Genomic DNA, 22,601 nt, shown 5'->3' on the forward strand with positions numbered 1-22,601 from the left:
CAGAGCAGCGGCAGATTGCATCATTTAAATTCTTATCCCTTGTATTCGCTGGATCCCAACTGATTGGGCAACAGGCTTACCAGCCGCCATGACGGCAAAAATGGCAAAATTAGCGTCGACACGGACTACTTTTACGCAAAGGCCTAAAAAAAAAACCTGCACCATAAGAAAACGGTACAGGTTCCTTAAAAAAGCAAATCTAATCTTGGAATTGCAATTTGAAATTATTTTTGATCTTCTTCTTTAGCATCGAAGTTGATCGTATTATAAGCAGCTTCCGTCAGTGTCACATCCGCCTGTTTTTCTTCAGACAAGGTTTTCTCCAGCAGCAGCACCGCATCATCCTCTCCCAGCGTTGCAGCAAAGGCAGCCAGCGTGCCGTAGCTCGCAATTTCGTAATGCTCAATTTTTTGTGATGCGGCAATAATTCCGGCATCTCTTACGGGTCATTTTTCAGTTTCCTCCATAATGCTTTCTCCCTCTTTGATAAGTCCTTCCATGGCGTCGCACTTTTTAGCCGCCGCCTTCTCGCCTACCGATGTAAAAACTTTTTCAAGTCTTGCAACCTGCTCCTGAGTTACCAATAGATGCTCATTGATAGCGCTGATCAGATTTTCAGAAGTCGCATTTTTGGCCATTTTAGGAAGTGCTTTAACCAGCGCCTTTTCAGCCCAGTAAATATCTTTCAGAGAATCCACAAATAATTCTCTGAGGCCTTCTGCAGCAGAAGATTTGGCTTTTACAGTTCCTTTTGAAGACGTCTTAGCGGCGGTGGATTTAGCCGATGCGGCTCCGGTTTTGCTTTTTGAGTCAGCTGTTTTTTTTATTGCAGTTTTCATAATTATTTTTTTTAGTTAATAAGCCAAATTTACAATGAGCGTGCCAACGATGCCTTACAGCTTTCCAACCAATTCTTACAGCATTTAAATATTGAAATGCAGGAAATTGCGATGATGAAGCGCATAACTTTTATGCGTTACCGCATGTGAGCGCATGAAATGCTGCTCACGAATTTTTATTCACTGCCTTGTCAAACTGTTTAGAAAAAACGGCTATAATATGATTAACTTTTTCATGCAGTGCGGAAAATCTATAAAAACTTGTATAAATTATATAAGAAAAAATGGCGACATTTTGCAGAAATTTGCTGTAAATCAATCTGATGACAGAGGAATCTTTACAAAAATACGGCTTATTCATTTATTTGCTTCCGCTCTGGCTGGGAAAAGCAGCAAAGAGTGTAATACTCTTGAGCAAAAGCCTAATCCCATATAGGCTGTGGAATTGCAGCCACATCGTCCATAAATTATCAACTGGCTTTTGTATAAATTAAAAATGATCATAATGAATACAATTACACCTTGGAGCGCAACTGCACACGCAGATATTGAAAATAGTGAAATACTTTTAGAAAGAAAAGTTCTTGCCTACACCTATCAATTTTACAACACGGGCGATTCGCTTTGGATTGTGGCGGTTCTTCCTGGCAGCGGGCAGATAGCCTTCAGGGCTGCGTTTGCCATGAACAGCTGTTTTGAAGTTTCCAATCTTTTTGATGATCAGGACAGCGTTATTATTTTGTTGAATTCAAGGCTTGGGAATTACGAAGTGCGTGTGGATTTTCCCGATACAGTAACTCCAGTCTTACATTATACGACCTCTTTTACAGCAAACGTTCCGCTGATGATGCCGTTTTGGCCGCGTGATATAATTCCGCTGACACAGAATGGAAATATAGCCAATACTGCCGGCAAAATTCACATGGAACAATTCGGATCCCGTTCAGGACTGCTGTTTGCAAGCATAACAAAACCGCAGACAGGCTCATTTTTTTATTTTCAAAACCTTACCTCCTTATCCGACTACTGTGAATCCACGAAAACAGAATCCAAAAATACAGTCGGGGGAAACTGGCCAGAAATCGGTTTTCAGCTTCCAATAACTGATAAGCTTCCTCTGCCGCCGGACAGGGCTTTCATCATTTCAGATGCTTATATTATTTTTCATGCTGAGATATTTGAAGAAGCAGCCACAATTTGTGAGTACTTTTTAAACAATCTCGTAAAAATTTATAAAGTCCTGCATCAGCCCATAATTGAATATAATCACTGGCCTGATATTGCCCAAAAAGTTATAGCAGATCTAACCCAAAATAAAGGTGCATGGACGCAAAAAGATGGCCTTTCGTATTTAAATGCCTATTTATGCGATTATGAAACGCCGCCAGAAAGCATGGTACAGCTTGCAGTACTGGCTCCATTGAAAGAATATGAAAAATGGAGCGGGGAAAAACAGCCTGTCTGCGAAGATCTAATAAAGGGGCTTTCTGCATTCTATGATAAAAAAATAAACTGCATTAACCGCTGGCTTCCCTCAATGACCGACAAGCTGGACGAATCAGAAGAGCAGAAAAAAGAAATGGTGATGGATTCCTGGTATCTGCACCATCCATTGATGAATCTGGCAAGACTTGCTTTACAGGGCGACAAAACTGCAGAGAAACTGGTGCTGGATTCAATCGAATATGTTATAAAGACGGCACATCATTTTAATTATGAGTGGCCGGTATTTTATAATATGGAAACCCTTGAGGTCATCAAAAAAGAAACGGCTCCCGGAGCCGGCGGAGAAAGGGATGTTCCTGGTGCATACGCGCACTTGATGCTGCTGCTTTTTAAGATAACCAAGGAAAAATGCTACCTTAATGAAGCAGAAAAAGCAGCAAAGAAACTGGAAGACCTTGGATTGAACATTCTATATCAGGCCAATAATACTGCTTTTGCAGCCGGCGCTTTATTGGAATTGTTCAAAATCACCAATAAAAAGCTATATCTCGATTTAAGTTATGTCTGTCTGGCGGGATTGTTTAAAAACATTCAGCTTTATGACTGCAGATACGGGTTTGGCAAAAATTACACCAATTTCTTCTCCATATTTCCTTTAAATGATGCGCCATATACGGCTGCCTATGAAGAATTGGAAGTCTATGCCGCTTTATCAGAATATCTGATTCAGGCGCGAGATGTGGCAATTTTACCAGCTGTAAAAACATTGATTGCCGAATTCGTCAAATACGCTATCGGCAGAATTGCCTTTTATTATCCCCCGCTGCTGCCAAAAGAAATGCTGTCGGAACAAGTCAAAACAGGAGAAATACAGGCAGATTTGTGGGTTCCTTTAGAAGATTTATATAACGGCTGGGAGAAAAGCGGCCAAGTAGGCCAGGAAGTCTATGGCGCCGGAATGGCCTTTGGTGTCGTGCCAAGACAGTACATCAAAATTGGCGGTGAGTTTCTGCTTTTTGTTGATTATCCCATTATTCACCAAAGTAAAAGGGGAAATACAGTCACCATAAAATTAGATGGTGATAAAGACTTGAACTGCAATTTGAAAATTATAAAAATTAAAAACAGCAGCATTAAAATGGAGGTCTTTCAGGATAAGCAAACACAAAAACCTTTTACAGCAGATGCGAATATACACGAGTATAAAATTTCAGGTCGGGGTACCATAAAAATTCAGTGGTAATTCTTGATCCTGCAGTTTAAAGGCTCAGAATGTGGAAAATGAACATAAAGATCTACAGGAAAGGATGATCGCAAATACGGTTTTTTTTTTTAATATGCGCATCTGCCTATAGTAAAATGGCATAGATAATACCAGATTTGCGGACTAATTTTCATACTAAGACACTGTATTACCGTGACATTTCAATTTGGTATGCGGACAGAATAGGAAATAATAACTATAAAAAAAAAACATGGAAAAATTAACAAATTACTTTGGGCAGAACATCAAGGATAAAAAAATAGTTATAACGGGGGGAACAACCGGAATAGGAAAAGCAATTGCCGACGTCTTGGTTTCTCTCGGCGGGCGCGTACTTATTTTTGGAAGGGACAAGGAAGATTTTGAAAAAGCCGTTGCAGATATAAAAAAGCAGTTCCCGGACAGTGAACTTTACGGCACTCCCGCCGATGTTACCAAAAAGGAGGACATTGACAAAATACTTTCAATAGCAGATACCAAGCTCGGTGGAATAGACATCCTAATCAATAATGCGGCCGTTGCAGCCCCGGGACTAACAGAGGAAACTTATGAGGATTACAAATACGCGATTGATACCAACATTACCGGTTATCTTGCCTTTGCCCAGGCAGCTGCTGCACGAATGAAAAAACACAAATCAGGACATATCATCAATATCGGGTCAATGAGCGCGGAGAGCCGCACGGCGGAAAGCACCATTTATGTAGCCACAAAAACAGCCATTCGCGGATTCAGCACCTCACTGCGAAAGGAACTTAATCCACTGGGCATCAAGGTTACCCTTATTGAACCGGGCGCTGTGTCAAGCGACATGCAAACCGATCCGAAGAAAGTACAGCACGAGAAAGTCGAAAAACTGGAGATGCTGGAAGCTTACGATATTGCAATGAGCACTTTGTTTTGTCTCTCGCAGCCAAAAAGATGCGATATCGTTACGATGCAGATCCGTCCGCACCTGCAGATCATTTAATAGAAATACATTTATTCAAGCTTTTGATAAAGATCCGTAAATATATATTTTATGGATACAGATACAGTTTTTTAATAAGTACTAGAATACTGGAGTTGCCTCCAGAAGTGCCACAAAAATCTAAGGCGAGTTTAATAGATTTTTTTCCTTCTTAAGTTTTGTGGCATAATCATGGCACAAGAAATTTTGAACAATCAAGAATCCAGTAAAATCAAAATCTAAGATGTAAAACTATATTGAAGGCTGTTTTTATTTTATTTTATTCATTCAATTTCGTTATCAGGTTCGAGTCCCGTTCCCGCTACTATAAAAAAGGTAAAGTCTGAGAAATCTAGATTTCTTAGGCTTTTTTTGTGGTTCGAAAAATCTCGTTTCATTTTTTTTAAATAAAAACCACCAGTGTTTTCAGGGAAAATTGGTTCGAATCCTGTTTAGTCAAATAAAAGACTCAAATTCAAATCCAAAAATAAATCTTCAAAACAGCAGTAAAAACAGCTAAACTTCTGCTAAAACAGATTGTACGTCTGTTGAGCCTTTTCAGATGTGTTCTCAGTGTCAGATTCTTTCTTTCAATATGATTTGTCCCGAAACGTTTTACTGAATGCATTTTCTTATCAATCAAATACCTGTAGTTTTTAAGCCTGTCCGTAAATATCTTTTTTGCTTCTGCCAATTTCAGAGTTTCCAAAACACGATTCAGAGTTTTATTGGTTCGTTTGCCAACATTAAAACTAACCACATTTTTAGAATTCTTTTCCAAAGCATAAACCAGCCAGATATAATTTTTCTTGTGTCTGATATAAGTGCACAGTTCATCTACTTCGTAAGTTTTGCCTCTGCTGACAATTGGTCTTGTTATATTCCTCGCAATGCAGACAATTCTTTTCAATAAGGTTGTCGTTGATATTTTCAGTATTCTTGCCGTGCTCCTTATTCCCAAACCTTCTTTGGTCAACAGCACTATTTCCTGATTGATATCTCCTTTGTAAGCGTTATATCTATAGGTAATCTGCTGTCGTTTTTGACAAATAGTACATTTATAACGCTGATTACCGTTAGATTGAAATCCATTCTTTATGCATTTACCATTGCAAAAATTACATTTTATTTTCATGACCTAATTTGAAACACTAAGGTAAGGCAAAAGCATTTTGAAGCTTATTAAAAGACAAAAAACGAAAGAGACGACCTGCTGGCCGTCTCTTTTCTATTCAATAATTTAATTTCAATATTCTTTTTCAGTTAGTTACACGCGTATGTTATCAAAACACCTAATCTGTAACACTACCCATATTTCTCCTGCTGTCCTGCGTAAGCTATTTCGAGATGAGGAAATGTTTTGGCGTAAGCTGCTTCCCCAGAAACTCCCTGACTGTCTTCCCGACTGCTTCTTCACCCTGGATCGAAAACCAGTCTTTAAAAACCGTATTATATGTAACATATCTCTGGTGCTGATCGAGATAGAAAATCATCGCCGGCACCGTATCTCTCAAAAGCTGCAGATCGGCCTCACTGGCCAAAAGCTTCTCTTCTTTTTCTTTTTCTGCAGTAATATCAATGGCTATTGCGGTAATGTATTTCTGCCCATGCCCATCCATGACTATCGAAATGCTGTTGTTGACCCAGATTATGGATCCGTCGCCGCACACGTAGCGCTTCGTTATCAAAAAGTCATTTCCATTTTCCATGCAGTCCTGAAGCATTTTCATATTCCGATCCAGATCATCGGGATGCGTGAGTTCGCCCAAATTCATTTTCAGTATTTCTTCGCGGCTGTAGCCCAGCATCTGGCAGTAGCGGTCGTTCACTTCCACCACGCGCCCTTTTATATCGGCCTGCGCAATTCCGGCATTGGACTGCATTAAAACGCTGTTAAGCTGCGATCTCACAGAATTAGATGCTATTATATCAGGGATTACGGCCGAATTTTCAATGCAGGTCGCGAAAACCCCCTCAATGCCATTGCTCTGACTTGAAATTATGCTGTATCCGATAGTAATGTAAGCCTGATGGGCTTTTCCGCTTCTATTGAGAGAAAGCACAATGTTTGACTCTGATTTAACTGAGCCGCCTTTCAATATCTCCGCTAATGAATCAGAAACTGATCTCCATTCTGAAGGCAGTGCTTTATTGAATTCTTTTCCCAGATAGTCAGGCTGTGCGCTGCTGTCCCCAAGAAAAGGACGAAAGGCATCATTGTAAAAAAAAGCGGCTGCCTTACCCCACACTACAAACAGGGGAACAGGGGAAGAAAGCATTATTGCAAGTGTGGCTCGAAACCTCTCAGGCCATTGCTCTACAGCTCCCAAAGGCGAACTGCTCCAGTCCCGCTTTGCCATCATGGATCCTGTTTCTCCTCCATTGGTTAAAAATAGATGTTCTGGCACTGGGTCTTCTAAATACACTTCTAATTGATTTGGTGCATCGAAGATAAGGCAATTTTCACAGTTCTCCAATTCTGACAGCAGCACAAATCTTTGATTTCAGAATTTTGATCCAGATTTTTTACATCTTTCAGAAATCAGATGAAAATTTTATAACAAGATAAAGAAATGATATAAACGACATTCCAGTCCCTCCATTATTTTTGTTTTTTTTGTAAGTAATTATCCTATGGAATGTAAATTAAAAAACAGAATAACACAATGAAAACCATGTTGCTTTTTATTTACTGCCTGTCTGCCGTGCACTGCTGCTCGCAAACACGCTATCCCTCCGAAAAAGTGCAGCTTGCCATTGAAACATACGCTTATTTAAAAGGACAGAATGCCGCCCTGAAAAAAGTGGCCGGACAGTTCCCATCATTTACAAAACAAGTCAGTGAACTGCAGAAAAATGCGCATCCTGTTTTTGGCAGGGCTGAAAGAAATATAGAAGATTTTCTGCAGCAGGAGCTCAACGATTCTCAATTTAATGCTGTGGAGAAGCATGTCGATTCTCTTATTAACGAACAGCTGAAAAACCCCATTGAAAAGAAAGAATATGCCGGAAGTTTTCTGGAGCAGGTCAAGGACAAAATAGCATTCAGCAGTAATGCCGCTGTTCCAAAAGGCATTATCTCTTTTGCCTATCATGATGCGCCGCATGAGGAAGTTACCGATGGGCATATCATAAACTTCAGCACAGACGAACTATCCAAAAGCAGAAGACGCAGTGCTCAGGCTTCCCATACCTAAAAGCTGGAGAGCGGCGGATGAAGCAGAGATGCCCGGAACTGTCCAAGAGTTCACCAGCTTCGACGGCAAAGGAAACGAAAAAATACTTATCGTAATATATGAACTTTCTGAAGAAGATCAAAACATGATTCTTACCGAACACTCTGTCTCAGAAATGATACCCCCGCAAAGCAGGCTCATTCGGACTGAAAATATCAAAATTGACGGCATGCCCGGAATGATGGTTGAAATCGAAGAGACTCTGGAACTAGCTTTAAAAAAAATGAAAGTGCGCATGCTCCAGTTTATGTGCACTGATAAACAGAAACTGTACTGCCTTCAGGGCAGTATTGGCCCGGTTGCCCTGAATCACAACCTGGATATTCACATACAGAAATACGAACCGCTGTTCCGGCTTGTTGCCGAAGGCATGGAAATAGAAAATTAAGTTCCGGCACATTCAAAACAATATGAATTTGAATCCTTTAGCCAAGCTGTAATTTTGCGAGCTCCAAAACCGTAAAGACATTGGAAGAAACGCAGCCTGAACCGGTTCGAGATGCCGGAATTATTGCGGCTTCACAAAAAAATCGAACATTATGAGATTGCCACTGATGGAACTCTTGCTGCATTTGCCAAAACACTTGGCGATAATGATGCGGCAAAGTTGCTAAAGCAGACTCTTGCTGAGGAAAAAGAAGCCGATTGTCTGCTAAATGACGTAGCGCTGAATGCTGTAAATACTGCGGCAGCAGAATAATATAATAGCATATTTCAAAAAGAATGTATGAATTATAAGCCCCAGCCACTAAGTTATTACTGTGCTGGGGCTTTTACATTCACTGCAGACAAAGTTTTATAATCCAGTTAACTGGCAATGATATAACGCCCTCGTTTAAAGCTATAAAACCATTTACAATCAAATGTTTAACTTTAAACAGCAATACTTCAAAAGTCAATTCTAAAAAATACAAAAATGGAAAATCAAGATAAATTAAATGATGGGAGCATCTCTTCGGGCGAGAATGTTTCATTCTGGATTGATTCTGCTCCTATTACTGCATTTGAAAAACCCACTGGTGATGCACATACTGAAGTTCTCATCATCGGCGGAGGTATAGCGGGACTTACAACTGCTTATAATTTAGTCAAACAAGGAAAAAAAGTGGTGTTGGCAGAAGATGGTTTTATAGGCAGCGGCGAAACGGGACGTACAACGGCGCATCTTACGAGCGCACTGGATGACCGTTATTATTTTCTCGAAGATACCTTCGGAGAAGAAGGCGCTAAATTGGCCGCTGAAAGCCATACTGCAGCCATTGCCGCCATTGAGAAAAATGTCAATGATTTAAATATAGACTGTTCCTTTAAAAGAGTCAACGGCTATCTGTTCCTTCATCCCAGCGACGACGAAAAAAATCTGCAGAAAGAATTTGAAGCCACACAAAATGCAGGACTTAATATCGGTCTTTTAAAAAGCACTCCTTCGATATGCAATGGAGACCAGACATCCTGTTTAGCATTTTACAACCAGGCCCAATTTCATATACTGCGCTATCTTGACGGACTCGCAGCTGCTGTAGTATCTTTGGGAGGCCGCATTTACACGCAATCGCATGCAGAACAGATTACAAAGGAAGGCGCTCTTGTCAATAATCACAAATTTACGGCAGACCATATCGTAGTGGCAACCAACTCCCCAATTAACGATCTGGTTACCGTGCATACCAAACAGGCCGCTTACAGGACTTATGTTATAGCCGGTAAAATCCCTAAAGGAAAGCTTCCTTATGCTCTCTGGTGGGATACGGGAGATGCGGATTCCAAATGGGTTTCCCAGCCTTACCATTATGTACGGGTGGAAAATTTCGATGAGAATTACGATCTGCTCATTTCAGGCGGTGAAGACCATAAAACAGGCCAATCCGATCAGGAAAATATTGCGGAGCCTGAGCGATATGAAAAACTGGAAGAGTGGACGCGCACTTATTTCCCTATATTGGAAGACATTACATACAGATGGTCGGGACAGGTAATGGAGCCTGTAGATTCATTGGGATTTATGGGAAAAAATCCCGGAGATGAGAATATTTATATCATTACAGGAGATTCAGGAAACGGGATGACGCATGCCACTATTGGCGCTGCCATTATTACTGATGCCATTATGGGCATTAAAAATAAATGGGAAGATCTGTACAGCCCTTCTCGAATTACGCTGAAAACAACTCTTGACTTTGCAAAAGAAGCCGTAAATATGGCTTCCCAGTATCTGGACTGGATTTCTTCTTCTGATTTGAAAAATACGGCTGATGTTCGCGCGGGAGAAGGCGGTGTCATTACGAAAGGCTTAAAAAAAATTGCGGTGTACCGTGACTATGACGACTCGCTGAAAGCTTTTTCTGCTGTCTGTCCCCATTTAGGCTGTATTGTCCATTGGAATAATGATGAAAAATCTTTTGACTGTCCGTGCCATGGTTCCCGATTTGCCTCTGACGGAACTGTCACCAACGGGCCAGCTCAGACCAATTTAAAACCAATAGATGTTAAATAGTGTTCAAATTAAATTTTGCAGCATAAAGAGGCAATTCTATAATACCAGCTGCAAAGCCATGACCTAAATTTGAATTATTATCAATTTTTGATAAAACAGTGAAAAAAATAAATTATAAATCCGATTATTATGGAAAATAAAAACAATATACCGCACAACGCTGAGCTGACAGCTGTAGCGCCTGCACTTGGAGAAAGCGCTCTAAATGCCGGAAATACTGTAAATCCAGCCGCAGAACAAAGTAGCAATGCTACTGAAATACAGGATCCGACTACTAAATATGCAGTTCCGCCATTCAATGAGCAATCACAGCCATGGCCGGGACTTGTCAGTAAAATGGATCCGAGACCGGATCACGGTGAAGAAAGTTATAAAGGAACTGGACGTTTAAAAGGCCGTAAAGCACTTATTACGGGAGGCGATTCCGGTATGGGGAGAGCTGCCGCTATTGCTTATGCAAGAGAAGGTGCAGATGTTGCCATAAATTATTATCCAACTGAAGAAGAAGATGCTAAGGAAGTAATCCATCTGATTGAAGCTGCAGGAAGAAAGGCTGTTGCCATTCCCGGAGATCTCCGTGACGAAGCATTCTGCATAGCGCTTGTCAAGCAGGCTGCCGAAGAACTTGGCGGACTTGACATAGTAGTAAACAATGCCGCCAGACAGCAGACACATGAGTCCATTTTAGATATTTCTTCAGAAGAATTTGACTGGACAATGAAAACCAATATTTATGCTCCTTTCTGGATAATTAAAGCCGCTCTTCCTTATCTCAAGCCGGGCTCATCCATCATCGGAACCAGTTCGGTACAGGCTTATGCTCCAACAGAAGATTTGTATGATTACGCTCAGACTAAAGCTGCCACAACAAATTATATAAAATCACTGGCGAAACAGCTCGGAACCTAAAGGAATCCGGGTTAATGGTGTGGCTCCAGGTCCTGTATGGACAGCGCTTCAGGTAAGCGGCGGTGCAACTATGGAAAAACTCAAAGAATTTGGTTCACAGACTCCAATGGGAAGACCTGGACAGCCAGCTGAACTTGCCTCTATTTATGTACAGCTTGCCGCTGAAGATGCGAGTTATGCAACAGGCCAGATATACGGTTCGAGCGGTGGTGAAGGGAATCCGTAATCGAAAAAAAGCTATAGATTTATTACGTATAAAAAAACCTCAACAGTACAAACTGCTGAGTTTTTTTATTGCTAAAGACATCTTCATAATTCCGTTATTTATAAAAGCTTGTCAAAATGAATCGGCAGGTCATTAATCCGTTTTCCTGTTGCATGAAAAATCGCATTTGCAATTGCAGGAGGCATTCCTACTACTCCAATCTCTCCAACCCCTTTCACGCCTAAAGCGTTTACAAAATCATCCTCTTCTTCTACAAAAATAACATCCAGATCATGAATATCTGCGTGAACAGGAATGTGATATTCTGCCAGATTGGGATTCATATATTTTCCAAACTGATTATCCAGTATTGTTTCTTCATGCAGGGCTTTACTTACGCCCCAGATCATTCCTCCTAAAATCTGGCTCTCTGCTGTTTTAGGATTAATAATCTTACCAGCTGCAACGGCTGTAACTGCTCTGGTGACTTCAATAATCCCCAGTTCCTCATCTACTTCCACCTCAACAAAAACAGCACTGTGAACGAGTTTCACCTTTTTTCCGTATGTAAGCGGATTAGGCATTGAACTATTGGTTGTCTTAATTTCTTTTCCGCCGTTGGCAGCAAAAATTTCCTGCACGCTGTATTTCACTTCTGCACTATTTTTCAAAAACACAAAGCCGTCGCTGAAAACAACATCCTCAAACGAGGCAGCACCAAGACCAGAGTTCTTATCTCTTTTAGCTTTTTTAAATAATTCTTTATTTAGTGCCCTACAGGCTGCCTGAACAGCTGACCCTACTGTGGCGGTAGTAAACGAACCGCCCTGTATCGGTGCAAATGGCATGCTGCTGTCGGCAAAGGAAAAAGTAATATCTTCTAACGGAAGCCCCAATTCATCTGAAGCAATCTGAGTCATGACAGTCATTGTTCCTGTTCCAATATCAGTAACAGCACTTTTAATTTCAACCTTCCCGTCACTTGTCATAATCGCTTGGGCGCGGCAGAATTCTGTTGGCATCCCAGATGCCAGTCGCCATTCCGTATCCGACCAGTTTATTTCCTCGCTTCATGCTTCGGGGCTCGGGACTTCTTTTCTCCCATCCAAATTTTGCCGCACCCTGCAGATAACATTTTCTTAGTTCTTTACTGGAGTATTCTTTCCCAGAGCTTTTATCTTTTTCAGCGTAATTAATAAGACGAAATTCAACAGGGTCAATGTTCAGCTTATAGGCCAGATCATCCATCGTAGCCTCAACGGCATGCATGCCGGTGCTTCCCCCAGGAGCGCGCATATCCAGCGGAGAATAAACATCCAACGGAACGAGTCTATGCTCGAGTAGCGTATTTTCAGCAGGATATAGCATGCCAGCCCAGTTTACCACAATTTCTGTATAATCTTCAAACTGCGAAGTTTCTCCTATTGCCTTGTGATATACGGCGTTTAATTTCCCTGTTTCATCAGCTCCAAATTTCGTGTACTGGACTGTCGGCGGCCTGTGCCCAAAAGTGAACATCTGCGCCCTGTCTAAAGTAACGCGGACATTTCGTTTTAAGGCAAGTGACGCCATAACGGCCATAAAAAGCTGGTACTGCGGACGTAGTCCAGATCCAAAAGCACCGCCGACAAAAGGTGCAATCACCTGAACGTTTTTCATTTTTAATCCAAAAACGTTTGCCACGTACATTTGAGAATTAACAGTCCCTTGGGTTTTATCATAAATTTTAAGTCTGTTTTTACCTTCATAAATCACAGTTGTGGCAAACATTTCCATCGGATTATGATGTTCCGTACCATGTTTGAATTCTCCCGAACTCTGCACAAAAGAGCTTTCGTAGGCTTTCTCGAAATCCCCTGTCGGTTTAGGCGGCGGAGGTTTCAGCATAGAAGCCATTCCTTTTTTTGGCGTTCTAGCTTTATCGATATTAGATTCTAAGTCAGTTTCGAATTTTTCTTCAACATAAGCCAGTTTAATCTGAGTGGCAGCATAACGTGCCATTTCAAAAGTTTCTGCTACAACCAATGCAATGGGCTGACCGTTGTATTTAATTGTATTATCTTTTAAAGGTTTGAAAACCGTTCCAGGCGGAGCATCCATATCTGCATATTGCAAATCAAACCACGCAGTTGAAGGCCTGTTTTCATGAGTGAAGATTTCAATCACGCCTTCCAGTGCTTTTGCATCTGTCGTGTCAATAATCTTGATTTTACCTCTTGTAATCGTGCTGTTTACCACATAACCATAAAGGAGTTCAGAAGCTTCATATTCTCCTGCATACTTCGCAGTTCCTGTAACTTTTAAACGGCCTTCCAGTCTGCTGATCGATTTTCCTATTGAGGGTAATTTTGTCATTTTTTTAAAGTTTTAATTTACCGTAAATCAGCGTGAGGGTTTTGCGCCGGGACGCTGTGATTCTGGATTTAATGCCATGATGCAGTTTCGGATAATTGCTCTGTTCGCCAGTTGAATTTTAAAGTTATTATGTTCATAACCAAAAGCCCCTTTAAGGATTATTTGTGCCGCTTGGGAAAAATTTTCGCGAGTTGGCTCCTTTTGTTTTAAAAAATCTTCAGCCTCCAAAACTCTCCATGGTTTGTGCGCTACACCTCCCAATGCAATTCGGGCATCTTTTATACTTCCTTCTTCCAATTCAAAAGCCGATGCTACAGAAACCAGTGCAAAAGAATACGAACTTCTGTCGCGAAGCTTTAAATAAGAATAGTTTTTCGCAAATCCTTCAGCAGGAAGATCTATACTGGTAATTACCTCGCCATGGATGAGATTGTTGTCGAGATGAGGCGTTTCGCCTGGAAGACGATGAAAATTAGCAAACGGCAATTTTCTTTCTCCATTAGGACCGCTGATATTGACTTCTGCATTTAAAGCTGCTAAAGCCACGCACATATCGGAAGGAAAAACAGCAATACAATTTTCGCTTTGTCCCAAAATAGCATGGATTCTGTTATGACCTGAAATGGCAGAACACCCAGAACCTGGATCTCTTTTATTGCAGGGCGTATTAATATCATAAAAATAATAGCATCTCGTACGCTGCATCAGATTGCCTCCATTGGTAGCCATATTTCTAATCTGGGCAGAAGCGCCTGCCAGAATAGCTTTTGACAGTAAAGGATAGCGTTCCTCAATTAGGGGGTCATATGCGGTATCTGCATTGGTATGAAGGGCGCCTAGTCTTACTCCGCCGTCATCAAGCCTTATTATTGAATTGCTTTCCTGAATCGGATTAATATCTACCAGTTTATCGGCTTTGGTTACGAAGTATTTCAGAAGATCATTAATATTCGTACCGCCTGCCACTGCTTTATTGCGGATATCCCCGTTAAGCTCTGCAATAGCCTGCTGGGTATCTGAAACTTTAATATAGGAGAAATTATTCACTGCTGCCTCCTTCCATCACCTGCATTACTGCATTTACAATTCCTCTGCTGGCACCGCATCTGCATAGATTGCCGCTCATGAGCTCTTGTACCTCTTCCCTGGTTCTTGCTTTTCCTTCCTGCAGCATCCCAATAGCGCTGCAGATTTGGCCTGGCGTGCAGTAGCCGCACTGAAATGCATCATGGTTTATGAATGCCTGCTGGATCGGATGGAGTTTTTCACCATCGGCAATGCCTTCTATTGTGGTTATAGCAGAACCGTCTTTCATAACTGCGAGCGTAAGGCAGCTCAATATTCTTTTTCCGTCCACCAATACCGTACACGCTCCGCACTGCCCATGATCACATCCTTTCTTAGTTCCTGTCAAACCGATTTTTTCCCGGAGAACGTCCAAAAGCGTTACCCATGGCAAAATTTGCAAATGGTAATCACTGCTGTTTATGCTGAGATTAATGCCGTGTGTCTGAGTTAAATCCATAGCCTTATATTTTTTAGTTCTGCCGAAGCAATACGGCTCTCTAAATTAAATTTTATATGCCATTATCACTTACAGCATTCCCGAGCATTCTTACAAAACTTACAGCAGCCCTTCCAGTAAGACGAAGTTGTAATTCAGCAAGGCCACGCCCAAATTATATAACAAAACTGCCAGCAACCGTACTAACTTTGAGCTTTGTATTTTCACCAAAGAACATTTTTAACTCTAAACCGACAGATATGAAATTCGATCTTTACCTTAAGACAGCACAACAAGCGCCTACTTATGAAGAGCAGCTGCTCTTAAATTTTGACGAATTCTTAAAAAAGGGCTGTACAAATATTAGGAAAGCTATCAGTGTCAATACCTCCGGATACCGCATACTTAAGGATGATCTTACAGGTTATTTTCAGCCGGAGCGGTTCAAAAACCGCTGGGATGAAGAGCAGCCGGAGGAAAATCCGGCAGAGCCGCAGGAAAATGAAGAAGAACCCGAAACTTTTGAAATGAAATCCAGCAATAAATCGATTTGATTTCCGTAAAGTTTTCTTTAGTGTTATTTTTAATTTTGAATGGATTATAAAACTAAAAACGCGATGAAAAATGCAGCAGAAAAAAAAGAAATTCATGATTGCCCAGCCAGCAAAAGCAGACTTCTCAGCGGCGAGAACAATGAATTGATTTACATCAAATTTTATAACGGAGACTGGGGAGACTGGGATGAAAAATCAATTAAGGAGAATATTTCAGCTAATCCTACAGCAGAAAATTCCAGCAGCAGGGATACCGAAATTAGTGATTTAGAATAAAAATACATTTATTAATATGTACAGCACAAATAAAAGGAATTATACGCCGAGTACGAGGACTTCCGATAAAAAGATACAGCCTAAAACTGTTTCCGCCAAAGCTGATGAGAAAGCAGGGTCTGACATCAAGAAATTTGCTCAAACCTGCAGCAGATTTTCTCTTTAAACACACCGTTTAGTAATATAATGTACTAATAACAAAAACATCCCATTAAAAATGAGACGTTTTTGTATTAGCCGAAATTGGCTGCAAACTTTAATTATTCCAAAGTAATTCTATTTGCCGCTTCTCTCTTCTTACCGTCAATTACTTTAGCATATATCTGGGTTGTTTTAACGCTCTTATGCCCGAGCATTTTTGAAATGGTGAAAATATCAGTTCCTGCAGTCAGCTGCAATGTTGCATAAGTGTGCCTAAAGCAGTGGAAAGTGATATGCTTATTGATGCCTGATAATGCCACCCATACAGGAAGCGCGCGATCAACATCCCACTTGTTCAACCCTTTAAACACCTTCTCATTTTCTCCCCGTCTCTTGCCAAGCAGTTCGAAAGCTTCATCGGAGATCGGTATGGATGCCGTACCTTCTGTTTTCTTCTGCCTGAAAATGATATAGTGGCCATCGCCCTCAATATAGTGCAGTTCAGACCAGGTCAGCTTGGCAATATCAGAATATCTTACACCTGTAAGAACAGAAAACATAGAAATTCTTCTTACAATCAATTTGGGGCAGGGCGCTGCAAACAGCCTTCGGGTTTCTTCCAGAGTCATAAAATTCCGCTGGGATTCCATTTCCTTTATCGATCCTATTTTTGCATTGATATCTGTTTTAAGCTTATCCTCTCTATAGGCCGCTTTCAAAGTAGTTTTAATCTTATTATAATAAGACAGAGCAGTATTGCGTGAAAGTGTCTTTTTATTCTTCCTCAAACTCTTGGCTTTCAGAAGATAATCCCTATAATCTTCAATTAGAGCCACTGTAACCTCATTAAATAACAGATCTTTTCCCTTCAAAAAAGTTTCAAAATGAATAAAAGCTGAATTCCAAATACATAGATTTTTTCCGATTTTCTTGTGCCCTAAATTTTTGTAATATTCTAGAAAAGATTCTTTTCCAATTGCTTGTATTCGCAACTGTTCTTTTTCAAACGCAGAATAAATCTCCGATTTATTGATTTCATTCTGTCTTCTTGCCCGAATCAGTTCTGCCGTATGCAGATTTTCAGAATTGGACAGCTTCTGATGCTGATCTGCCGGTTTCTGATAGATATAGAGCTTCAAAAACTCGCGTCTGGTATAGTCATTTGCTTTTGAATCCCACACGGGAGGATAGAAATCTAAATAGAGGGACATTCTTCCCTGAGAAATGGTTTTCTTTCTTAGTGTGATAATACTTTTACTCATGATCAATACCTTTTAAATAAACATCTAAATCCTTTTTCTGCACGTATGTATATTTACCTGAAGTAATTTTCTTTATATCATACTTTTTCATAATAAGATACAAGCCGCTCTGGCTAATATTATAAGCTGCCTGTGCCTGGGCAATGGTGTAGCAGCCATCCAGATCGAAATCAATTGTCTTGTTTTCATCATCTTCAGCTGCAGGTTTCTGAACAGCGAATAAACTGCTTATGCTCTCTTTTGATATCAGGGTCATTCTTCCAAGCTTCACAATATCTAAATCATTTCTGGCAATCATTCTGAAGATGGTTCGTTCTGCTGATTCCAAAAATCTCGCAGCACTGCATTACGGTAAAAAAATCCTGCTTTTTCAGCACCTCTAAATCATAGCTTCTCATGCCTTCAGATGTCTCTTCCGGGACATCATTGGTCATATCTCTTTTTCTGGCCTTGTAGCTCTTACTCCCGCATTTCTGGGAGCAGAAGCGGGTTTTAATTGTCTGCGCGATAAAATCATTACCGCAAAATTCGCAGATTTTGTTAATTCGAATGTTTGAACTCATAATTTTCTTACGTTTTTACGTTATGTGTCCTACTTTGTCCGTTCTTCTGTGCCATGAAGTGCCGCAAGGTGCGTTTATGCGCCACTATGTGTCATTGAGTGCCATAATTTGTCTTTTGAGGTACAAAAATTTGTACCTCGAAATTCGAGGTACAAATAAGGTACAAATTTTAGCAAAACAACACCTAAATATTCCAAAAAACATCTCAATAAAAAAAGAGCTAAAATGTTAATTACCAACATTTTAGCTCTTTTTATTATTTTTATTTTGTATTTTTTTGCTCTCTTTATTTGCCGATGCAAAAATTAGCAAAGATATTCCCTAGCAATTCGTCATTAGAGACCTGACCTGTAATAAGCCCAAATTGGTATAAAGCTTCACGAATATCAAGCGCCATAAGATCACTTGAAAGTCCAGATTCTAAACCGAATTTTACTTTTTGAATTTCATCTAAAGCTTTTAATAACGAATCATAATGTCTTGTATTCGTAACAATTGTTTCGTTATTGCGAAGTGCTCCTGTATTAACAAAAGATAACAATTCATTCTTTAAATCCTCTACTCCTATCTTTTCTTTTGCAGAAATCAATAAAAGTTTTGCATTTAAGTTTTCTAACTGATTGGTAATATTGGCTACTTCATCAGCAGACAAAATATCTTTTTTGTTTACCACAATAAGCAAAGGCTTCAGCGGATATTTATTCTTAATCTGCTCAATCTCATTTACGAATTCAGAACTTGAAGCCTGAAATTTCAATCCGTCAAATAAATAAATCACAACTTGCGCTTGATCTATTTTTTCGAATGTTTTCTTGATTCCAATACTTTCTACAACATCTTTAGTATCACGAATTCCAGCGGTATCAATAAATCTAAATCCGATACCACCAATTACCAATTCGTCTTCAATGGTGTCACGAGTTGTTCCAGCAATGTCCGAAACAATTGCTCTTTCTTCATTCAACAAAGCATTCAATAGCGTCGATTTACCAACATTTGGTTCACCTACAATTGCAACCGGAATTCCGTTTTTAATGACATTCCCAACAGCAAACGAATCAATTAAACGTTTTAAAACAAATTCGATTCGGTTTAATAATTCATGAAACTGCGTTCTGTCAGCAAACTCTACATCCTCTTCTGCAAAATCCAATTCCAATTCAATTAAAGAAGCAAAATTTAAAAGCTCTTCTCGAAGTTTCGCAATTTCATTACTAAAACCACCACGCATTTGCTGCATTGCGATTTGGTGAGAAGCTTCGTTATCTGACGAAATCAAATCGGCCACCGCTTCTGCCTGCGATAAATCTAATTTTCCGTTTAAAAAAGCTCTTAACGTAAATTCACCTGCATCTGCCATTCTACAGCCATTTCGAAGCAATAATTGAATAATCTGCTGCTGAATGTAAGTTGATCCGTGGCACGAAATTTCGATAGTATCTTCGCCAGTGTAAGAGTTCGGCAGCTTTAAATACCGAAACCAAAACTTCGTCTAGCGTTTTGCTTCCATCTACAATATGCCCTAAATGGAGTGTATGCGTTTTCTGTTTGGTCAAATCTTTGTTTTTAATAGATTTAAAAACCGAATTACCAATTGTAATAGCTTCAGCTCCAGAAATACGAATTATGGCGATAGCTCCAGCTCCCGAAGGCGTAGCCAAAGCAACTATAGAATCTTGATTTATCATGCTGCAAAGGTATAAAAAAAGGCTTAATTTCTTTTCGGTACAAACTTGTCCTCAATCCAACAAGAAATCTTCGCAATAATCCATATTAATAAATCATTAAGTGTTAAAATACTGATAAATGTCAGGTTAATTTCTATGCAGAATGAGTAAATTTGAGAGACAAACCTTAATCTTAAATACTATGAAAAAGATACTATTTCCAACCGATTTCTCTGACGCTGCTACCAATGCATTTGTTCATGCTTTAGAATTTGCTAAAGTTGTAAACGCCGAATTAATCTTACTTCATACATTCGAGATACCTGTTTACGACAGCCAATTCTTTCCAGAGAATTATGCTTCTATATACAGTTCAATCGAGCTAGCAAAATTTGAAATGTTTAAGGATGAAATTCCAAAACTAAGAACTATTGCTGCCAAACGTAATTTAGAAGATATTGTAATCAAACACCGTTTAATGGATGGTGATCTTATTTATAATCTTAAAAACGCAGTCGAAGAAGACCAAGTCGATTTTGTAATTATGGGAACTAACAGCGCTTCTGACTGGACTAAATTTTTCACGGGATCTAATACCGAATCTGTGATTTCTGGAGTTGAAGTTCCTGTTTTATGCGTTCCTATCGATGCCAAATACAAAAAGGTAAAAACGATTGGCTTTACGACACGCTACCGTGAAAAAGATAAAAAAGAACTTAAAAAAATCCTGAAAATCGCTAAAAAAACCGGTGCTAAAGTAAAGAGTTTATACGTTAAAACCTCTAATTCCGATGTTACAGAGGAAACCCGAAAAGAATGGGAAAGAGATTTTGCTGAAGAAAATGTGGAATTTTTAGTTTTACCAAGTGATGATGTCAAAGAAACGATTCTTGATTTTATTCTTTACAAAGACATTGATGTTCTAACCACAATAACACATAAACGCTCTTTCTTTGAAAGTATATTTGACTCCAGTTTTTCAAAAAAAATAGCCAAAGAAGTAACTATTCCGATTTTGGTAATGCACGAAGATTAGTTTCAATCCTTGATGATTTTGTAACTTAAAAGCTATATTTGTATTTCAACCAAAATAATAGAATGAAAGCATATCCAGAAAACGTTGCAAAATACTCAGAACTCTATAATAAAACCAACAAAAAATACAACAGCATAAGCCTTTTGAGGTTATTAAGTATTTTTCTTTTTTTGTTTTTTATGTTTTATTACATTAAAACAAACGAAATACTTTATGTTATTCTAGCTGTTTTATCTTTTGCTGGTTTTATTTTTTTAATGAAAATACATTCTCGAGTATCTTTTCAAAGATTGCTTGCAGAAACACTTTTAAAAATTAATCAGAATGAAATTTCTTTTTTGAAAAGAGAAAAAACTTCTTTCGAAAATGGAGTTGAATTTATCGATTACCATCATCCGTATGCTTACGATTTGGATATTTTTGGAGAACATTCGTTATTCCAAAATCTAAACAGAACAGCTTCTTTTATCGGAAAAAAAACACTTGCTGAACTCTTACTTCATACACTTCCTGAAAATGAAATTTTAGAAAATCAAGAAGCTATAAACGAATTAAAAAGTAAAATCGATTGGAGACAGGAATTTCAGGCTTTGGCCATCATTAGTCAAGATTCTAAACAATCTTATGAAGCGATAAAGCATTGGACTTCTTTTACAAATAATTCATTACCTAAAGTTTTAGTTGCATTATCATTTATTCTTCCAATAACATTTTTTGGATTCCTGACTGCGTATTTTATTACATCAAAAACCATTATACTTTCTTATTTGACTTATATTTTTATTGCCAATTTGATCGTTTTAGGAAGAGCTGTAAAGAGAATTCAATCGGAAATAGCAAAAGCAGATAATGTCACTAACATCATAAAGCAATATGGTTTATTGATTGAAAAAATTGAACGCGAATCTTTCCAATCTAAAAAACTAATTCGTTTACAAGAACAGCTTAATTTTAAGAATGCCAAAGCAAGTCAGCATTTGAAACAGCTTTCAGAGTTGTTTTCGAGAATGGATACGATAAATAACTTTGTGACAGCGACTTTGTTTAATGGAACATTTTTATTCAATATACATGTTTTAAGAGCGCTTTTAAAATGGAAAGAAGATTATGCTTCTGAAATGAATCATTGGATTTCTATTATTGGCGAAATTGAAGCATTAAACAGTCTGGCAAATTTGGCTTACAACAATGAAGATTTCGTTTTCCCTGAAATCAATTCTGAGTATAAAATCGAATTTAAAAACCTGAGTCATCCGCTCCTTAATCCAGCTACAAGAGTTGGTAATGACACCCAATTTTTCCCGCAATCTTTTGTGATTCTAACTGGATCTAACATGTCAGGAAAAAGTACGTTTTTAAGAAGCTTGGGAATCAATATGGTACTTGGCGGAATTGGCTCTGTTGTTTGTGCATCAGAAGCTAAGATTCATCCACTTCCAGTATTAGTTTCAATGCGATTGTCCGATTCTTTATCCGATTCTGAATCTTACTTTTTTGCTGAAATCAAACGTTTAAAACAGATCATGGATGCGCTTGAAAATCAGCCTGCTTTTGTTTTATTAGATGAGATTTTAAGAGGTACAAATTCCGACGATAAAAGAAACGGAACAATCGAAGTCGTGAAGAAAATAATTTCTAAAAAAGCAATCGGTGCCATCGCAACGCACGATATTGAAGTTTGTCTGACTACGAATGAATATCCTGAAATTTTAACCAATCAATGTTTCGAAGTTGAAATTCAAAACAACGATCTTCACTTCGATTATAAACTCCGAAATGGAATCTGCAAGAACAAAAGCGCAACATTTTTAATGCAGAAAATGGGAGTTATTTGATGGTGAAATGAGAAGAAAAAGCTTTGTCAAAGTTTAAAACTTTGACAAAGCTAGATCTATTTCTCT

Annotated in this window: 20 protein-coding genes and 3 pseudogenes; 12 read left to right on the forward strand and 11 right to left on the reverse strand. The window is 39.1% G+C overall.

The genetic code is table 11. From position 1 onward, the window contains the following. Positions 1–224 precede the first annotated feature (224 nt). Positions 225–839: pseudogene (locus ACPWTF_RS01570) on the reverse strand (ferritin-like domain-containing protein). A 505-nt stretch (positions 840–1,344) separates the two neighbouring features. On the opposite strand from ACPWTF_RS01570, the gene ACPWTF_RS01575 reads away from it, so the two are divergent. After that, positions 1,345–3,528, forward strand: coding sequence for a hypothetical protein (locus ACPWTF_RS01575; protein WP_427874110.1), 2,184 nt, complete (start codon positions 1,345–1,347; stop codon positions 3,526–3,528). 232 nt (positions 3,529–3,760) lie between these two features. Continuing rightward, positions 3,761–4,519, forward strand: a complete 759-nt coding sequence (locus tag ACPWTF_RS01580) for an SDR family oxidoreductase (RefSeq protein WP_379799533.1) — start codon at positions 3,761–3,763, stop codon at positions 4,517–4,519. A 454-nt stretch (positions 4,520–4,973) separates the two neighbouring features. Here the strand turns inward: ACPWTF_RS01580 and ACPWTF_RS01585 are convergent, their stop codons facing one another. Both ACPWTF_RS01585 and ACPWTF_RS01590 read right to left on the reverse strand, forming a co-directional pair. Further along, positions 4,974–5,633 carry an IS1 family transposase gene (locus tag ACPWTF_RS01585; protein WP_379799528.1) on the reverse strand — a complete coding sequence of 220 codons (660 nt, stop codon included), beginning with the start codon at positions 5,631–5,633 and terminating at the stop codon, positions 4,974–4,976. A 202-nt stretch (positions 5,634–5,835) separates the two neighbouring features. Then, positions 5,836–6,990, reverse strand: coding sequence for a PAS domain-containing protein (locus ACPWTF_RS01590; RefSeq protein ID WP_427874111.1), 1,155 nt, complete (start codon positions 6,988–6,990; stop codon positions 5,836–5,838). A 174-nt stretch (positions 6,991–7,164) separates the two neighbouring features. Between ACPWTF_RS01590 and ACPWTF_RS01595 the strand changes: the two genes are divergently transcribed. The 6 genes and pseudogenes from ACPWTF_RS01595 (at position 7,165) to ACPWTF_RS01620 (ending at position 11,363) form a co-directional block, all read left to right on the forward strand. Then, positions 7,165–7,695 (forward strand): hypothetical protein, encoded by a 531-nt coding sequence (locus ACPWTF_RS01595; RefSeq protein WP_427874112.1) that lies wholly within the window; start codon positions 7,165–7,167, stop codon positions 7,693–7,695. Next, complete coding sequence (locus tag ACPWTF_RS01600; RefSeq protein WP_427874113.1) at positions 7,673–8,122, forward strand: hypothetical protein; 450 nt, start codon at positions 7,673–7,675, stop codon at positions 8,120–8,122. The genes ACPWTF_RS01595 and ACPWTF_RS01600 overlap by 23 nt, the downstream gene beginning before the upstream one ends. Before the next feature lie 80 nt (positions 8,123–8,202). Next, positions 8,203–8,434 (forward strand): annotated as a pseudogene (locus ACPWTF_RS01605) (ferritin-like domain-containing protein); the annotation flags it as partial. A gap of 216 nt (positions 8,435–8,650) precedes the next feature. After that, on the forward strand, positions 8,651–10,228 hold the full coding sequence (locus ACPWTF_RS01610) for an FAD-dependent oxidoreductase (RefSeq protein ID WP_427874114.1): 1,578 nt from the start codon (positions 8,651–8,653) through the stop codon (positions 10,226–10,228). A gap of 129 nt (positions 10,229–10,357) precedes the next feature. Beyond that, complete coding sequence (locus ACPWTF_RS01615; RefSeq protein ID WP_427874115.1) at positions 10,358–11,137, forward strand: SDR family NAD(P)-dependent oxidoreductase; 780 nt, start codon at positions 10,358–10,360, stop codon at positions 11,135–11,137. A 19-nt stretch (positions 11,138–11,156) separates the two neighbouring features. Next, entirely contained in the window at positions 11,157–11,363 is a 207-nt protein-coding gene (locus tag ACPWTF_RS01620) for an SDR family oxidoreductase (RefSeq protein WP_427874116.1), read from the forward strand. 98 nt (positions 11,364–11,461) lie between these two features. On the opposite strand, the gene ACPWTF_RS01625 is transcribed toward ACPWTF_RS01620, so the two are convergent. The 4 genes from ACPWTF_RS01625 to ACPWTF_RS01640 are packed head-to-tail and all read right to left on the reverse strand — an operon-like array spanning position 11,462 to position 15,222. After that, entirely contained in the window at positions 11,462–12,364 is a 903-nt protein-coding gene (locus tag ACPWTF_RS01625; protein WP_427874117.1) for a xanthine dehydrogenase family protein molybdopterin-binding subunit, read from the reverse strand. Next, positions 12,321–13,697: a xanthine dehydrogenase family protein molybdopterin-binding subunit gene (locus ACPWTF_RS01630; protein WP_427874118.1), complete on the reverse strand. Its 1,377-nt coding sequence runs from the start codon at positions 13,695–13,697 to the stop codon at positions 12,321–12,323. The genes ACPWTF_RS01625 and ACPWTF_RS01630 overlap by 44 nt, the downstream gene beginning before the upstream one ends. 27 nt (positions 13,698–13,724) lie before the next feature. Further along, the gene (locus ACPWTF_RS01635) at positions 13,725–14,744 is read right to left on the reverse strand and encodes an FAD binding domain-containing protein (protein WP_427874119.1); all 1,020 of its coding nucleotides are present in this window, start codon (positions 14,742–14,744) and stop codon (positions 13,725–13,727) included. Beyond that, positions 14,737–15,222 carry a (2Fe-2S)-binding protein gene (locus ACPWTF_RS01640; protein WP_379799464.1) on the reverse strand — a complete coding sequence of 162 codons (486 nt, stop codon included), beginning with the start codon at positions 15,220–15,222 and terminating at the stop codon, positions 14,737–14,739. The genes ACPWTF_RS01635 and ACPWTF_RS01640 overlap by 8 nt, the downstream gene beginning before the upstream one ends. Positions 15,223–15,278: 56 nt before the next feature. Here ACPWTF_RS01640 and ACPWTF_RS01645 point away from each other — a divergent pair, with 56 nt between their 5' ends. Further along, the gene (locus ACPWTF_RS01645; RefSeq protein WP_427874120.1) at positions 15,279–15,755 is read left to right on the forward strand and encodes a hypothetical protein; all 477 of its coding nucleotides are present in this window, start codon (positions 15,279–15,281) and stop codon (positions 15,753–15,755) included. Positions 15,756–15,818: 63 nt separating this feature from the next. Continuing rightward, the gene (locus ACPWTF_RS01650) at positions 15,819–16,031 is read left to right on the forward strand and encodes a hypothetical protein (protein WP_379799460.1); all 213 of its coding nucleotides are present in this window, start codon (positions 15,819–15,821) and stop codon (positions 16,029–16,031) included. A 260-nt stretch (positions 16,032–16,291) separates the two neighbouring features. Here the strand turns inward: ACPWTF_RS01650 and ACPWTF_RS01655 are convergent, their stop codons facing one another. The 4 genes and pseudogenes from ACPWTF_RS01655 to mnmE all read right to left on the reverse strand — a co-directional run bounded on the left by ACPWTF_RS01655 (position 16,292) and on the right by mnmE (position 19,685). Next, positions 16,292–17,434 (reverse strand): site-specific integrase, encoded by a 1,143-nt coding sequence (locus tag ACPWTF_RS01655; protein ID WP_427874121.1) that lies wholly within the window; start codon positions 17,432–17,434, stop codon positions 16,292–16,294. After that, positions 17,427–17,732 (reverse strand): hypothetical protein, encoded by a 306-nt coding sequence (locus tag ACPWTF_RS01660; RefSeq protein ID WP_427874122.1) that lies wholly within the window; start codon positions 17,730–17,732, stop codon positions 17,427–17,429. The genes ACPWTF_RS01655 and ACPWTF_RS01660 overlap by 8 nt, the downstream gene beginning before the upstream one ends. Next, positions 17,716–17,997 (reverse strand): hypothetical protein, encoded by a 282-nt coding sequence (locus ACPWTF_RS01665; protein WP_427874123.1) that lies wholly within the window; start codon positions 17,995–17,997, stop codon positions 17,716–17,718. Before ACPWTF_RS01665 ends, ACPWTF_RS01660 begins: the two co-directional genes overlap by 17 nt. Before the next feature lie 286 nt (positions 17,998–18,283). Continuing rightward, positions 18,284–19,685, reverse strand: a pseudogene (gene mnmE / locus ACPWTF_RS01670) (tRNA uridine-5-carboxymethylaminomethyl(34) synthesis GTPase MnmE). A gap of 181 nt (positions 19,686–19,866) precedes the next feature. Between mnmE and ACPWTF_RS01675 the strand changes: the two are divergent. Then, the gene (locus ACPWTF_RS01675) at positions 19,867–20,700 is read left to right on the forward strand and encodes a universal stress protein (protein ID WP_427874124.1); all 834 of its coding nucleotides are present in this window, start codon (positions 19,867–19,869) and stop codon (positions 20,698–20,700) included. Positions 20,701–20,762: 62 nt separating this feature from the next. Next, positions 20,763–22,535 (forward strand): MutS-related protein, encoded by a 1,773-nt coding sequence (locus tag ACPWTF_RS01680; protein ID WP_427874125.1) that lies wholly within the window; start codon positions 20,763–20,765, stop codon positions 22,533–22,535. Positions 22,536–22,601: the final 66 nt, after the last annotated feature.

It is taken from the genome of Flavobacterium sp. MMS24-S5, from assembly GCF_050320125.1.
Taxonomy (GTDB): Bacteria; Bacteroidota; Bacteroidia; order Flavobacteriales; family Flavobacteriaceae; genus Flavobacterium; species Flavobacterium tyrosinilyticum.